Here is a 15,303-nt window from a genome sequence, read left to right as displayed (position 1 = left end):
GGAAGCAAATGCTTCCGAAGCTTTTTGTTTTATTCTACTGTTACACTCTTCGCAAGGTTACGCGGTTTATCAACGTCACAATCACGGTGTAAAGCAGCATAGTAAGAAATCAGCTGCATCGGGATTACAGACACAAGTGGTGTCAGTAATTCGTGGACATGCGGGATGACGAATGCATCGCCGGATTTATCCAAGCCCTTCATACTGATAATCATGCTGTTAGCCCCACGTGCTTCTACTTCCTGAACGTTACCACGGATGGAAAGGTTCACGTTCTCCTGGGTAGCCAAAGCGATAACCGGTGTACCTTCTTCAATTAAAGCAATGGTACCGTGCTTCAACTCTCCACCTGCAAAACCTTCCGCCTGGATGTAAGAAATCTCTTTCAATTTCAAGGACCCTTCCAAGCCTACGTGGTAATCCAAACCACGGCCGATGAAGAAACAGTTACGCGTTGTCGCAAGGTAATCACGAGCTAATTCTTCCATCTTCTCTTTCTGCTCTGTCAATGCCTCCATTGTGTTAGCTACGATACCAAGCTCCTGCATCGGATCGAAATCAAGCTTCAATCCTTTCGCACGGGCAGTATCCACGGCAAGGATAGCAAGGACAGCCATTTGTGCCGTATATGCTTTCGTTGATGCAACGGCAATCTCAGGACCTGCATGTAAGTGCAGGGTATAATCCGCTTCACGGGAAAGGGTGGATCCAGGGACGTTTGTAACCGTCAACGCCGGATGACCAAGTTTCTTCGTTTGGACAAGGACAGAACGACTGTCTGCTGTTTCTCCAGATTGAGAAATGAAAATGAACAACGGTTTTTCTGATAGAAGCGGCATGTTATAGGAGAATTCACTCGCTACATGTACCTCTACCGGAATGTTGGCCAATTTCTCGATGAATTCTTTTCCAAGGAGACCGGCATGATAGCTGGTACCCGCAGCAATGATATAAATGCGGTCACACGCTTTCATTGCCCCGCGGATTTCCGGATCCAATTTGATTTCATCATTTTCGTTCTGGTATTCCTGGATGATTTTACGGATTACGAAAGGCTGCTCATCGATCTCTTTCAACATGAAGTGAGGATAAGTACCTTTTTCGATGTCTGTAGCATCCAATTCTGCTGTAAATGATTCACGGGAAACAGTAGAGCCGTCAAGCTTCTGGATTTCTACACCGCCGCGGTGAAGAATAACTGTTTCTTTATCCATCAATTCCATGAATTCATTCGTCACATGCAAAGCAGCCATGGAGTCACTGGCTACGACATTGAAGCCTTCACCAAGACCGACTAGAAGCGGGCTCTTGTTCTTCGCTACGTAAATGGTATCTTCATTCTCACGATCGATCATCGCTACTGCATAAGAACCTGTGAGCAGTTCAACCGCTTTACGGAAAGCAGCTGCTACGTCTTTCATGTCGTTATACAGCACTTCGATCAATTGTACGATGATTTCAGTATCGGTCTCACTCTTCAACTCAACATCCGTCAAGTATTCATCGCGGACTTCCACATAGTTCTCGATGACACCGTTGTGTACAATAGTAAAACGGCCGGAAGTACTTTGGTGAGGGTGTGCGTTCTCTACGCTTGGCGCACCGTGTGTCGCCCAACGCGTATGCCCGATCCCCATTGTCGCCTTCACATCTCCGTCGACTGCTTCTCTCAACGCAGCGATACGGCCTTTCACCTTCGTCACTTCCACACCATCATTATTTAAAGTAGCGATACCAGCAGAGTCATATCCGCGGTACTCAAGCTTCTCAAGACCAGTCAAAAGAATTTCCTTCGTATCTTCTTGTCCAATATATCCTACAATTCCACACATAATTGTTATCCTCCTATAAAAAGAAGAAGGGCAACGAATATGCCGTCTATAATCCAAGGGGCGATTCGCTGCCCCTCTCCCGATCATTGTTTTTTTATGATGTACTTGGTTCCCATGTGTTGTTCGAAGAGTCACCTCTACGGTTTACACGGAAACAGACGGTCGAAGTACGCAACCGGGAGGCATCCGCCGAAACATCGATGAACCTCCACCTCGTCAACTGTGTTTGCTTCGTTCGTCCTACACAGTCCTGGCGCTTTATTGTGATTCTCAACCTGACAATCCTCCTTATCTATCTCTAAATTCGGACGTCCAGGAATTGGGTATTCCCCTACTTTTTTTCAAAATTCAAGGACTTCGTTCATTTTACCTGAGAGAACATCAATTGGTCAATATAATTATTAGACCGTTACAGAAATGTAAGTTCTCTGTAATAACATATGCGCAGGCTCCACCAGTGTGAAACCTGCGCATCATTCATCTTACTCTTCCATTCCAAGTTCTTCTTTAACGACTTGGACTACTCTGTCTACATATGTTTCACATTGTTCTTCCGTCGGTGCCTCAACCATGATCCGGACAAGTGGTTCCGTACCTGAAGGCCTTACAAGTACGCGGCCGCTGTCGCCCATCTCTTCTTCTACAGCTTGAATAGCGTCTTGAATACGCGGATGGGTCTGAACACGGTTCTTGTCGATAACTCGTACGTTTTTCAATACTTGCGGGAACTGTTCCATTTCACCAGCAAGCTCAGAAAGAGGCTTGCCTGTTTCTTTCATAACGTTGACCAATTGAAGTGCAGAAAGCATTCCGTCACCGGTAGTTATATGATCAAGGAAGATGATATGACCGGATTGTTCACCTCCAAGGTTATAGCCGCCGCGACGCATCTCCTCCATGACATAACGGTCGCCTACTGCCGTCTTGTCACTCTTCATACCATTTGCTTCTACAGCTTTGTAGAAACCAAGGTTACTCATGACCGTGGATACGACAGTGGAATGGTTAAGCGTTCCATTTCCATTCATATGTTTAGCACATATGTACATGATACGGTCGCCATCTACGATATTCCCTTTCTCATCGACTGCAATCAAACGGTCACCGTCTCCATCGAAAGCAAGTCCTACATCCGCTTTCTTTTCTTTGACCAGGTCCTGAAGCAGTTCCGGATGAGTCGATCCGACACCTTCGTTAATGTTCAGACCGTCCGGGGACGAACCGATGGACGTGATGTCTGCTTCCAAGTCCGCGAACAAGTGGGACGCAAGCGAAGACGTAGCTCCGTGAGCGCAATCCAGCGCAATGTGAAGACCATCAAAATCATAGTCCACCGTCTGTTTCAAATGCTGCAGATATTTCTGTCCACCTTCAAAGTAATCATTGATTTGTCCAAGGTCCGCACCAGAAGGACGTGGGAGGTTGTCCTCTTCCGCATCTATCAATGCTTCAATTTCTTTCTCCTGGTCATCCGTCAGCTTGAAGCCGTCCGGACCGAAGAACTTGATTCCGTTATCCTGTACAGGGTTGTGAGAAGCAGAAATCATGATTCCCGCTTCCGCTTGAAGTGCCCTCGTCAAGTAAGCGACACCTGGTGTAGAAATGACACCGAGACGCATGACTTCCGCTCCAATGGAGAGTAAACCTGCCGCAAGCGCCCCTTCCAGCATTTCTCCTGAAATCCTTGTATCACGGCCGATCAACACTTTCGGCCTTTCCGCACCTTTCGTCACTACATATCCACCGTAACGCCCCAATTTAAACGCCAGCTCAGGCGTCAACTCTTTGTTGGCGACGCCGCGGACGCCGTCCGTACCAAAATATTTACCCATTTCAAGACCCCTCTTTCTATTCTTACCGATTCTTTATTTTCTACGAATTATTTTTCTTTTACTCATGCTTTCAGAGCTTCAGTCGCCCGAGTCTGTTGAAGTATCCACATCCACCTGAACTTCCAGATTCCCGGGGCTGACCTCTGTCACCCCTTCAGGTACCGGGATTTCTACTTCAACAGTATCGTCCTCTGTAATATCAGACACATCCACTGGAATGTCCGGCAGTTCTTCCATGCTGTCCAACGCCTCTTTTGAACCGGAAACGGTAACGGTCTCTGTCTCTGTCGTAACAGAATTAACCACGACACCATCCGGCGCTTCGCCCTCTGGAACGACATTCACACCGACCTCTTTCTGCCGTTTTGCAATCGGCACGGTCACATTAACTGTCGTCGGTTCGACAAGGACATTCAATTCATTTCCTTGGTTGTCATACACTTTAACAGGAGCTTCCTGATTTTCAATAGTCTCAGAAGCGTCTCCCACGTCTATAATTGCTTTAACGGAAGCGACTCTTTCCATGACGGAAGAGGCACCGGTAATGGAGACAGCAGCAGGATCGACTTCCGCTTCTCCAATTTCCAAGCCCGGGTTCATCTCACGTTCATTAATGTAATCGACATTGACCTCATAATCTTCGGTAGCCTTCTCTTCAATGGTCACTTCTATCATCTTCGGATCCAGCGTTACAGCCAACTGATTTGAAATACCGGAATGTTGAAGAGAAACTTCATGCGTACCTGGACCAAGACCGTTTAAATCTGCAAAGACAGTGAAGTTCCTCTGTCTTTCGACGGGAGCAACTGCTCCTGCAGGACCTTCCACCCTAACAGAGACTTCCTGAGGCAGGCCGCTGACTACATACTCTTCACTATCAAACCGGATCTCCAGTGGTACGTCATCCATCACTTTCATATCCGACGATGTCTGATTAAAGAAAAGAGAATCAGAATCCATGTTACTTTCGACATTGACTGTCACCCAAAGCAGCACGGCCAGAATCAACGAAATAATCCGGATAAACCAGACACTTTTCAGCCAATTATCCATTCTTTTTCCCCCTCCAGTTCCAGCTTTTCACCGCGGGGGATGAATGATCCAATTCTGTTCGTAATATCTCTTCCAGTTTGACCTGATCGAGGTCACGGTGCAGTTCACCGTTTTTGGTGCAGGATATAGCCCCTGTTTCTTCCGATACGACGATTGTAAGTGCATCGGTCACTTCAGAGATTCCCATCGCCGCGCGGTGTCTCGTTCCAAGCTCTTTGGAGATGAATGGACTCTCCGACAATGGAAGATAACAGGCAGCGGCAACGATCTCATTGCTTTTAAGTATGACCGCTCCGTCATGAAGCGGAGTGTTAGGAATAAATATGTTGGTTAACAACTCGCTCGACAAATGGCCGCCGACACGAATACCTGTCTCCACATAATCGTTCATCCCCGTGTCTCTTTCAATAGTAATCAAGGCACCAATTCTACGTTTTGCCATGTAATTACATGACTTGATAATCGCCTGCAGCGTCTTCTCCGCGTCTTCTTCTTCTGAATTATTCCGACTGAAGAAACTGCCGCGGCCGAGCTGCTCCAATGCTCTTCTCAATTCCGGCTGGAACAGTATGATTATAGCCAGGAATCCCCATGTAATTGCCTGCGACATCAACCATCTTAACGTGGTAAGCCCAAATAAATTACTCAGTAACCAGATTCCAAGGACAACGAAGATCCCTTTCAACAACTGAACAGCCTTCGTCCCCTGAATCAGCATGATTAATTTATATACAACAAACCAGACAAGGGCGATATCAACAGTAATCAGAAGGTAATCTAACACATCTAATCCCCCATCAAGCATGCCTACACTTCCTTTTATATAAGATAAAGCTTTTTAAATTTTTTCACGGTTCCCATTATATCACATAACTTTTTGCTAATATATAATCCCGTCGTGACCAGCGACTTTTCCACACCTATAAAAAACAGCATGACTGGTGTCATGCTGTCTCACTGCTCATCAGAATTAAATGAGAAAATATCTTCCACCGTTTCTTTCGTGTGGTACCAAACCCACTCATACACCTGATTGACTTCTGTCAGTTCTCCAGAGTACGCACGCAGATTATTGGAATCCAACCCGGAATCAACTTTCCCTTTCGGATTTCCCTCGAGAATGTCTCCATTGATGATTGTTACATCGCCGTTAATCTTTCCATCTATCTGCAGATCTCCATTTCGCACAACGAGGTCCCCGTCTACGGTTACTCCTTCTGGTACGATCACGGTTTGATCACGAATCTCCAAGTTCTCCTGCTTGGACACGGTTACTTGCTGATCCTGATTCCATGCCGTAAAGATCCCGCTGAACATCAGAAGGAAAAACACGGCAGCAGCCGTTAAAATAGGATGCTGCTGAAGTTTCCGCAAGTATCCTTTCCGCTTCTTCTCTTTTGGAAGGTTCGCCATGACATTCGCAGTAAACCTTGGAGGAGCAGAAACCGGTGTACTGTTCTGTATCAACGTCGTTGTCTTCTTCAATTCATGAAAGTGATGCTGACAAGCTTCGCAGCCCTGCAGATGGTCTCTCAGTCGTCGTTCATCTTCTTTATTTAATTCTCCATCCAGATACTGATGCATGAGTAGCACTGCTTCTTTATTACAACTCATTCCCTCTCAACTCCTTCACACATGTCGAAGCTTCTTACGTAACGCTTCTCTACCCCGATGGACCCTTGTCTTCACTGTTCCTACAGGAATATCCAATACTTCTGCAATTTCCTGGAGCGCCATCTCATCAAGATAACGCAGGACAATGACACTTCTATACTTCGGAGGCAGTGCAAGTATTTCTTTGTGGATGTAGGATTGAAGCTCCATAGTCTCCACCTCTTCTTCAGGCAGCGCCTGATCAGCGGCAAGCTGGGAGTACATATCCAGTCCATCCGTTCCCCTCACTTCGGCATCGAGATGGTAATCGGGTTTTTTCTTACGGATGCGGTCAATGGATAAGTTCGTAGCAATTCGATAGAGCCATGTCGAAAATTTACGGTTCTCATCAAATTTATGAATATTGGTGTAAGCACGTATGAATGCTTCCTGTGCCAAATCTTCCGCTTCATAAGAATTCCCTATCATCCTGAGACATATGTGATACACTTTGTTCTGGTAAAAAGACACGATATCTTCAAAAGCTGCCTGATCGCCCTTTTTCACCTGTTTTATTTTCTGTTTGATCATGGTTTCCATCTACTATACCTCCGCTGCATCTGCGGTCGATACCCTTTACGGATGACCTCGCCCTAAAGTTTCAAAAAAAAATACATTTTTTTGTCTAATATAAGTTTAACTTTTTTTACTATCGGTTATAAAGCTGTAAATGTAAAAAATTTAGGAGGACAAATAATGATAAAGCGTTTGACCGCTCTGACAGAGGAAATTGAAGCCTGCCGCCTGGAAATGACACGCCTTGCCCGTTCCCATCAATTAAGCTCTCCAGAGGTTGTGCGTGTCAGCGTGCAGCTCGATCATCTACTTAACGAGTATGAACTGCTCCATAATAAAAAACAGCAGCCAGCCTTAAAGAAGGCCAGCTACTGTTAAGGATAATGTATGTTACTTTAAGCTTTCACCAAATAGAGATCCCATCAACCCTACCGCTACGCTAGCGGTTTTATTTTTTTCATCTAAAATTGGGTTGACCTCCACAAACTCTGCAGACGTAATCATACTCGATTGATGCAGCATTTCCATAGCTAAGTGGCTCTCCCTGTAGCTCAACCCACCGATAACCGGAGTACCTACACCTGGTGCATCATTTGGGTCCAATCCATCCAAATCCAAACTCAAATGGACACCATCCGTACGATCCTGCAGGTATTCTATTGTTTCTTCCATCACTTTTGTCATGCCCATTCGATCCACTTCGTGCATCGTGTACACCTTGATTCCTTTTTCTTTAATTAATACACGCTCTCCTTCATCAAGGGAACGAGCTCCGATGATAACGATGTTTTCCGGCTTGATCTTAGGCTCATACCCGTGGATACCTGTCAGCTTTTCATGACCGATACCAAGACTCACTGCCAGCGGCATACCGTGAATATTTCCGGATGGGGAACTATCCGCTGTATTAAGGTCACCGTGTGCATCGTACCAGATGACACCAAGGTTCTCATAATGCTTTGCCACGCCCGCCAGTGTGCCCATCGCTATACTATGATCGCCACCCAGCACGAGTGGGAAGCGCTCCCCTTTAATTACCTCATCTACTTCCGAAGCCAAACGCTTACTTCCTTCTGTAATTTCATCTAAGTTTCTCAAGTTATCCTGTTTTACTTCTTGTTTATATGTCGGACGAGGAATCTCGATGTCCCCGAGATCTTTAATATCGTAGTTTAATTTCTCCAGCCGTTCAATCATTCCTGCGTATCGGATGGCGCTGGGTCCCATATCCACACCTCTGCGCATTTGACCAAGATCCATCGGAACACCAATAACTGAAAGTTGTTTATTCATCAAAGCTCCTCCTTTATACTCTATACCAATTGTATCCGTTTTTACAGCAATGACTCAACCAGACATCATTATGTATATATATACGCATATACCGGGTAATCAGGGGTTCCTTCTGCATGTTTACAAGTCTATCCAAGAAAAGAGGTATCCCGTTTCTCCACACAAAAAAACCTGACAATCACCTGTCAGGTTATGTATGAAATATCACGTTAGTTTACTATTTAAATGGTGGAGCCTAGCGGGATCGAACCGCTGACCTCCTGCGTGCAAAGCAGGCGCTCTCCCAGCTGAGCTAAGGCCCCTTTAAAATGGAGCGGGAGACGGGATTCGAACCCGCGACCCCCACCTTGGCAAGGTGGTGTTCTACCACTGAACTACTCCCGCAAATAAGAATGAGCCATGAAGGATTCGAACCTTCGACCCTCTGATTAAAAGTCAGATGCTCTACCAGCTGAGCTAATGGCTCATGATGTCAAAATGTGTGCTTACAATTAGTAGAGGATCTTACTATACGAAAGACACTAATTGAAAATGGCTGGGCCAGCTGGATTCGAACCAGCGCATGACGGTACCAAAAACCGTTGCCTTACCGCTTGGCTATGGCCCAATGAGTATAGAAATAGTATAAACGTTCTTCTTCATCTTATACATCATGTCTATTTAATTTCATAAAAATAAGCTGACAAATAGCTATCAGCAACTATCACACAGAAATAAAATGGTGGAGGGAGTAGGACTCGAACCTACGAACCCGATGGGAGCGGATTTACAGTCCGCCGCGTTTGGCCAACTTCGCTATCCCTCCACTAAATATTAAGTGGTGCCGGCCAGAGGACTTGAACCCCCAACCTACTGATTACAAATCAGTTGCTCTGCCAGTTGAGCTAGGCCGGCGATATAAAGTTAATGGTGGAGGATGCAGGGTTCGAACCTGCGACCCCTTGCTTGTAAGGCAAGTGCTCTCCCAGCTGAGCTAATCCTCCGAGTGGTGACCCGTACGGGATTCGAACCCGTGTTACCGCCGTGAAAGGGCGGTGTCTTAACCGCTTGACCAACGGGCCATTAAAACATTCTACAGAGCTTCCAGCCGGATTTGAACCGGCGACCCCTTCCTTACCATGGAAGTGCTCTACCACTGAGCTATGGAAGCAAGTGGCTCCAACGGTAGGATTCGAACCTACGACCGATCGGTTAACAGCCGATTGCTCTACCACTGAGCTACGTTGGAATAATTGAAAAACTTTTTCAAATAAAGCAATAAGGAAAGAGAATTGATGTGGCAGCGTCCTACTCTCACGGGGATCTACCCGACTACCATCGGCGCTGAAGAGCTTAACTGCTGTGTTCGGCATGGGAACAGGTGTGACCTCTTCGCCTTCACCACCACATCAATATTCTATTGAGGTAAACCCTCAAAACTGGATAAGGAAACATCTTTATCGAAAGAAACGTTTTTCACGCGATCTATGATCAGATAGATAAGTCATCGATCCATTAGTATCCGTCAGCTCCACGTGTCACCACGCTTCCACCTCGGACCTATCAACCTCATCGTCTCTGAGGGATCTTATTTGCTCGAAGGCAAAGGGAAATCTCATCTCAAGGGGGGCTTCATGCTTAGATGCTTTCAGCACTTATCCCGACCACACGTAGCTACCCAGCTATGCTCCTGGCGGAACAACTGGTACACCAGCGGTGTGTCCATCCCGGTCCTCTCGTACTAAGGACAGCTCCTTTCAAATTTCCAACGCCCACGACGGATAGGGACCGAACTGTCTCACGACGTTCTGAACCCAGCTCGCGTACCGCTTTAATGGGCGAACAGCCCAACCCTTGGGACCGACTACAGCCCCAGGATGCGATGAGCCGACATCGAGGTGCCAAACCTCCCCGTCGATGTGGACTCTTGGGGGAGATAAGCCTGTTATCCCCGGGGTAGCTTTTATCCGTTGAGCGACGGCCCTTCCATGCGGTACCGCCGGATCACTAAGCCCGACTTTCGTCCCTGCTCGACTTGTAGGTCTCGCAGTCAAGCTCCCTTGTGCCTTTACACTCTGCGAATGATTTCCAACCATTCTGAGGGAACCTTTGGGCGCCTCCGTTACTCTTTGGGAGGCGACCGCCCCAGTCAAACTGCCCACCTGACACTGTCTCCGGACCGGATCACGGTCCTGGGTTAGAATGTCCGTACAGCCAGGGTAGTATCCCACCAGCGCCTCCACCGAAGCTAGCGCTCCGGCTTCCAAGGCTCCTACCTATCCTGTACAAGCTGTACCAACATTCAATATCAGGCTACAGTAAAGCTCCACGGGGTCTTTCCGTCCTGTCGCGGGTAATGTGCATCTTCACACATAGTATAATTTCACCGGGTCTCTCGTTGAGACAGTGCCCAAGTCGTTGCACCTTTCGTGCGGGTCGGAACTTACCCGACAAGGAATTTCGCTACCTTAGGACCGTTATAGTTACGGCCGCCGTTTACTGGGGCTTCGGTTCAACGCTTCGCTTACGCTAACGCATCCCCTTAACCTTCCAGCACCGGGCAGGTGTCAGCCCCTATACTTCGCCTTACGGCTTCGCAGAGACCTGTGTTTTTGGTAAACAGTCGCTTGGGCCTTTTCACTGCGGCTCCTCGGCAGAGGAGCACCCCTTCTCCCGAAGTTACGGGGTCATTTTGCCGAGTTCCTTAACGAGAGTTCTCCCGCTCACCTTAGGATCCTCTCCTCGCCTACCTGTGTCGGTTTGCGGTACGGGCACCTCTTTCCTCACTAGAGGATTTTCTTGGCAGTGTGAACTCAGGAGCTTCGGTACTATAGTTCCCTCCCCATCACAGCTTGACGTTATGCCGGACGGATTTGCCTATCCGACCGTCTCACTGCTTGGACGTGCACATCCAATGGCACGCTCTCCTTATCCTCCTGCGTCCCCCCGTCGTTCAAACGGAAAGGAGGTGGTACAGGAATATCAACCTGTTGTCCATCGCCTACGCCTTTCGGCCTCGGCTTAGGTCCCGACTAACCCTGAGAGGACGAGCCTTCCTCAGGAAACCTTAGGCATTCGGTGAAAGAGATTCTCACTCTTTTTTCGCTACTCATACCGGCATTCTCACTTCTAAGCGCTCCACCAGTCCTTACGGTCTGACTTCACGGCCCTTAGAACGCTCTCCTACCATTGATCCTACGATCAATCCGCAGCTTCGGTGGTGTGTTTAGCCCCGGTACATTTTCGGCGCAGAGTCACTCGACCAGTGAGCTATTACGCACTCTTTAAATGATGGCTGCTTCTAAGCCAACATCCTGGTTGTCTAAGCAACTCCACATCCTTTTCCACTTAACACACACTTTGGGACCTTAGCTGGCGGTCTGGGCTGTTTCCCTCTCGACTATGAACCTTATCACCCACAGTCTGACTCCCAGAACAAAGTCTATGGCATTCGGAGTTTGACTGAATTCGGTAACCCGATAGGGGCCCCTCGTCCAATCAGTGCTCTACCTCCATGACTTTCTATTCTGAGGCTAGCCCTAAAGCTATTTCGGAGAGAACCAGCTATCTCCGTGTTCGATTGGCATTTCACCCCTACCCACACCTCATCCCCGCAATTTTCAACTTGCGTGGGTTCGGGCCTCCAGTCAGTGTTACCTGACCTTCACCCTGGACATGGGTAGATCACACGGTTTCGGGTCTACGACCGCATACTCACTCGCCCTATTCAGACTCGCTTTCGCTGCGGCTCCGCTTCTGCTGCTTAACCTTGCATACGGTCGTAACTCGCCGGTTCATTCTACAAAAGGCACGCCATCACCCATTAACGGGCTCTGACTACTTGTAGGCACACGGTTTCAGGATCTCTTTCACTCCCCTTCCGGGGTGCTTTTCACCTTTCCCTCACGGTACTGGTTCACTATCGGTCACTAGGGAGTATTTAGCCTTGGGAGATGGTCCTCCCGGATTCCGACGGAATTTCACGTGTTCCGCCGTACTCAGGATACACTCCGGAGGGAGAAAGGTTTCGACTACAGGGCTGTTACCTGCTCTGGCTGATCGTTCCAGATCGATTCATCTACCTTCCTCCTTGGTAACTCCAAAGGAGTGTCCTACAACCCCAAGAGGCAAGCCTCTTGGTTTGGGCTGATTCCGTTTCGCTCGCCGCTACTTGGGAAATCGCATTTGCTTTCTCTTCCTCCGGGTACTTAGATGTTTCAGTTCCCCGGGTCTGCCTTCTTATACCTATGTATTCAGCATAAGATCCTGCTCCATTACGAACAGTGGGTTTCCCCATTCGGAAATCTCCGGGTCAAAGCCTACTTACGGCTCGCCGGAGCATATCGGTGTTAGTCCCGTCCTTCATCGGCTCCTAGTACCAAGGCATCCACCGTGCGCCCTTATTCACTTAACTATCGTCGTGAAAAGACGTTTATTTAAAACTTTCGATGTTTGATGTCTTGTCATCAATCGTTTCATCGTTAGATGATACGATGATTCCTTATCCAGTTTTCAAGGTTCACGCCCTATATTCAGGGTTGAATATAAAACACAATCAAATCATTGTGTTTGGTATATCATTTAAATGGTGGAGCCTAGCGGGATCGAACCGCTGACCTCCTGCGTGCAAAGCAGGCGCTCTCCCAGCTGAGCTAAGGCCCCGTTTTTTGAATGGTGGGCCTGAGTGGACTTGAACCACCGACCTCACGCTTATCAGGCGTGCGCTCTAACCAGCTGAGCTACAGGCCCATTCAATTCTTAGAAGAGTATCTTTCGATCTCTCAAAACTGAACAACCAACCAAGTACGCTTCCGTTCTAAATCCTTAGAAAGGAGGTGATCCAGCCGCACCTTCCGATACGGCTACCTTGTTACGACTTCACCCCAATCATTGGTCCCACCTTCGGCGGCTGGCTCCAAAAGGTTACCTCACCGACTTCGGGTGTTACCAACTCTCGTGGTGTGACGGGCGGTGTGTACAAGGCCCGGGAACGTATTCACCGCGGCATGCTGATCCGCGATTACTAGCGATTCCGGCTTCATGCAGGCGAGTTGCAGCCTGCAATCCGAACTGAGAATGGTTTTATGGGATTTGCTACACCTCGCGGCTTCGCTGCCCTTTGTACCATCCATTGTAGCACGTGTGTAGCCCAGGTCATAAGGGGCATGATGATTTGACGTCATCCCCGCCTTCCTCCGGTTTGTCACCGGCAGTCACCTTAGAGTGCCCAACTGAATGCTGGCAACTAAGATCAGGGGTTGCGCTCGTTGCGGGACTTAACCCAACATCTCACGACACGAGCTGACGACAACCATGCACCACCTGTCACTTGGTCCCCGAAGGGAAATCCCTATCTCTAGGGAGGTCCAAGGATGTCAAGACCTGGTAAGGTTCTTCGCGTTGCTTCGAATTAAACCACATGCTCCACCGCTTGTGCGGGCCCCCGTCAATTCCTTTGAGTTTCAGCCTTGCGGCCGTACTCCCCAGGCGGAGTGCTTAATGCGTTAACTTCAGCACTAAGGGGTGGAAGCCCCCTAACACCTAGCACTCATCGTTTACGGCGTGGACTACCAGGGTATCTAATCCTGTTTGCTACCCACGCTTTCGCACCTCAGCGTCAGAAACAGACCAGAGAGTCGCCTTCGCCACTGGTGTTCCTCCACATATCTACGCATTTCACCGCTACACGTGGAATTCCACTCTCCTCTTCTGTCCTCAAGTTCCCCAGTTTCCAATGACCCTCCACGGTTGAGCCGTGGGCTTTCACATCAGACTTAAGGAACCGCCTGCGCGCGCTTTACGCCCAATAATTCCGGACAACGCTTGCCCCCTACGTATTACCGCGGCTGCTGGCACGTAGTTAGCCGGGGCTTCCTCGTTAGGTACCGTCAAGGTACCGCTCTATTCGCACGGTACTTGTTCTTCCCTAACAACAGAACTTTACGATCCGAAGACCTTCATCGTTCACGCGGCGTTGCTCCGTCAGACTTTCGTCCATTGCGGAAGATTCCCTACTGCTGCCTCCCGTAGGAGTCTGGGCCGTGTCTCAGTCCCAGTGTGGCCGATCACCCTCTCAGGTCGGCTACGCATCGTCGCCTTGGTGAGCCGTTACCTCACCAACTAGCTAATGCGCCGCGGGCCCATCTGTAAGTGATAGCGAGAAGCCATCTTTCAACTTTCCTTCATGCGAAAGAAAGTATTACCCGGTATTAGCCCCGGTTTCCCGGAGTTATCCCGATCTTACAGGCAGGTTGCCCACGTGTTACTCACCCGTCCGCCGCTCGTTCCACGAGCGTCACCCCGAAGGGATCAGCTCGCTTCCCGCGCTCGACTTGCATGTATTAGGCACGCCGCCAGCGTTCGTCCTGAGCCAGGATCAAACTCTCCATAAAAGTGTTTGACTTGCTCATTTTGCACACCGAATGTGCTTGTTTGAATTCCCTCTATATAATAGAAAGAATGTTTGACGTACTGGTTGGTTCGTTCAGTTTTCAAAGATCGAATTACGTTGTCTGCTCTGTTCGGAGCGACTTTATTATCTTATCATCGAATGTTGTTTGTGTCAACAACTTTTTCAATGTTTTGTTTGATGTCGTTTTGGCGACAAGTAATAATTTATCATGCCTGCCTTGTTTCGTCAACAACTTTTTTCAATGTTTTTAAAATTGATTTTTCGTTGTTGTTTTCCCGACAACGTTTAATAATATAGCACATAATTCAAAAGGATGGCAATAGCTTTTTTGAAATTTCATCAAAAAACTGTAATGATCGCACGAAATAAGAAAAGCCCTTTAATAGAAGGGCTCTTAGACTAGTTGTGTTTTTTCTTCCTGGGCATATATTGCATACATTCCTGTCTTGTGGCAAACCGACGAAAGATTTGAAACAGAACTTCATACCGGTCCTCCATCGCTCTCTTAAGTCCTTGATCAATACGGTGATCGCCAAGATCGAATATGATCTCATCCATTTCCCGCTTCAATAAATATTCAATCTCCCGTTTCTCTTGTTCATCAATCATTAGACCGTGCATGCAGAAACCTCCCTATTAGCAACTCTCTTTATTTTTACCCCTTTTTCATTACTTTTAGCATAGGTTGTCCTTTTTTTCATATGTATAGAACATATTGGAAGGAAGGAGATAC

Annotated in this window: 9 protein-coding genes, 12 tRNA genes and 3 rRNA genes; 1 reads left to right on the top strand and 23 read right to left on the bottom strand. The window is 47.9% G+C overall.

The window, feature by feature from the left end; all coding sequences use genetic code 11:
- Positions 1-29: 29 nt before the first annotated feature.
- From glmS to sigW, 6 genes are all read right to left on the bottom strand, one after another.
- The gene (gene glmS / locus QRD89_RS01135) at positions 30-1,832 is read right to left on the bottom strand and encodes a glutamine--fructose-6-phosphate transaminase (isomerizing) (RefSeq protein ID WP_008635816.1); all 1,803 of its coding nucleotides are present in this window, start codon (positions 1,830-1,832) and stop codon (positions 30-32) included.
- Between the two features lie 482 nt (positions 1,833-2,314).
- Entirely contained in the window at positions 2,315-3,664 is a 1,350-nt protein-coding gene (glmM, locus tag QRD89_RS01130; RefSeq protein WP_286096124.1) for a phosphoglucosamine mutase, read from the bottom strand.
- Positions 3,665-3,742: 78 nt separating this feature from the next.
- Positions 3,743-4,717 (bottom strand): CdaR family protein, encoded by a 975-nt coding sequence (locus QRD89_RS01125; protein WP_008635813.1) that lies wholly within the window; start codon positions 4,715-4,717, stop codon positions 3,743-3,745.
- Positions 4,710-5,522: a diadenylate cyclase CdaA gene (gene cdaA, locus QRD89_RS01120; protein WP_008635812.1), complete on the bottom strand. Its 813-nt coding sequence runs from the start codon at positions 5,520-5,522 to the stop codon at positions 4,710-4,712. Before cdaA ends, QRD89_RS01125 begins: the two co-directional genes overlap by 8 nt.
- A 149-nt stretch (positions 5,523-5,671) precedes the next feature.
- Positions 5,672-6,331 carry an anti-sigma factor family protein gene (locus QRD89_RS01115; RefSeq protein WP_008635811.1) on the bottom strand — a complete coding sequence of 220 codons (660 nt, stop codon included), beginning with the start codon at positions 6,329-6,331 and terminating at the stop codon, positions 5,672-5,674.
- 15 nt (positions 6,332-6,346) lie between these two features.
- Positions 6,347-6,910 (bottom strand): RNA polymerase sigma factor SigW, encoded by a 564-nt coding sequence (gene sigW / locus QRD89_RS01110; RefSeq protein WP_008635810.1) that lies wholly within the window; start codon positions 6,908-6,910, stop codon positions 6,347-6,349.
- Positions 6,911-7,066: 156 nt separating this feature from the next.
- On the opposite strand from sigW, the gene QRD89_RS01105 reads away from it, so the two are divergent.
- Positions 7,067-7,264, top strand: coding sequence for an aspartyl-phosphate phosphatase Spo0E family protein (locus QRD89_RS01105; protein WP_008635809.1), 198 nt, complete (start codon positions 7,067-7,069; stop codon positions 7,262-7,264).
- Between the two features lie 12 nt (positions 7,265-7,276).
- On the opposite strand, the gene rocF is transcribed toward QRD89_RS01105, so the two are convergent.
- The 17 genes from rocF to QRD89_RS01020 all read right to left on the bottom strand — a co-directional run bounded on the left by rocF (position 7,277) and on the right by QRD89_RS01020 (position 15,191).
- Entirely contained in the window at positions 7,277-8,179 is a 903-nt protein-coding gene (gene rocF / locus QRD89_RS01100; RefSeq protein WP_008635808.1) for an arginase, read from the bottom strand.
- 226 nt (positions 8,180-8,405) lie between these two features.
- Positions 8,406-8,481: transfer RNA gene (locus QRD89_RS01095), tRNA-Ala, on the bottom strand.
- Between the two features lie 7 nt (positions 8,482-8,488).
- A tRNA-Gly gene (locus QRD89_RS01090) sits at positions 8,489-8,563 on the bottom strand.
- A 9-nt stretch (positions 8,564-8,572) separates the two neighbouring features.
- Positions 8,573-8,645, bottom strand: a tRNA-Lys gene (locus QRD89_RS01085).
- Positions 8,646-8,711: 66 nt separating this feature from the next.
- Positions 8,712-8,786 (bottom strand) — tRNA-Gln (locus QRD89_RS01080).
- A gap of 112 nt (positions 8,787-8,898) precedes the next feature.
- Positions 8,899-8,984: transfer RNA gene (locus QRD89_RS01075), tRNA-Tyr, on the bottom strand.
- A gap of 13 nt (positions 8,985-8,997) precedes the next feature.
- A tRNA-Thr gene (locus QRD89_RS01070) sits at positions 8,998-9,073 on the bottom strand.
- A gap of 13 nt (positions 9,074-9,086) precedes the next feature.
- A tRNA-Val gene (locus tag QRD89_RS01065) sits at positions 9,087-9,162 on the bottom strand.
- 3 nt (positions 9,163-9,165) lie between these two features.
- Positions 9,166-9,240, bottom strand: a tRNA-Glu gene (locus QRD89_RS01060).
- A 17-nt stretch (positions 9,241-9,257) separates the two neighbouring features.
- Positions 9,258-9,329 (bottom strand) — tRNA-Thr (locus QRD89_RS01055).
- Positions 9,330-9,332: 3 nt separating this feature from the next.
- A tRNA-Asn gene (locus QRD89_RS01050) sits at positions 9,333-9,407 on the bottom strand.
- 46 nt (positions 9,408-9,453) lie between these two features.
- Positions 9,454-9,567: ribosomal RNA gene (rrf, locus tag QRD89_RS01045) — 5S ribosomal RNA — on the bottom strand.
- A gap of 86 nt (positions 9,568-9,653) precedes the next feature.
- A 23S ribosomal RNA gene (locus tag QRD89_RS01040) occupies positions 9,654-12,572 on the bottom strand.
- Between the two features lie 172 nt (positions 12,573-12,744).
- A tRNA-Ala gene (locus QRD89_RS01035) sits at positions 12,745-12,820 on the bottom strand.
- A gap of 10 nt (positions 12,821-12,830) precedes the next feature.
- Positions 12,831-12,907, bottom strand: a tRNA-Ile gene (locus tag QRD89_RS01030).
- Positions 12,908-12,986: 79 nt separating this feature from the next.
- Positions 12,987-14,550: ribosomal RNA gene (locus tag QRD89_RS01025) — 16S ribosomal RNA — on the bottom strand.
- Together the 16S, 23S and 5S rRNA genes with 12 tRNA genes alongside form the textbook arrangement of a ribosomal RNA operon.
- Positions 14,551-14,969: 419 nt before the next feature.
- On the bottom strand, positions 14,970-15,191 hold the full coding sequence (locus tag QRD89_RS01020; RefSeq protein WP_008634240.1) for a hypothetical protein: 222 nt from the start codon (positions 15,189-15,191) through the stop codon (positions 14,970-14,972).
- Positions 15,192-15,303: the final 112 nt, after the last annotated feature.

Origin of the sequence: Halobacillus sp. ACCC02827 (genome assembly GCF_030291935.1) — a bacterium.
In the GTDB taxonomy this organism is placed as follows: domain Bacteria; phylum Bacillota; class Bacilli; order Bacillales; family Halobacillaceae; genus Halobacillus.
Note: the sequence above shows the minus strand (reverse complement) of the source record. Positions and strands in the feature narration are given on the sequence as shown.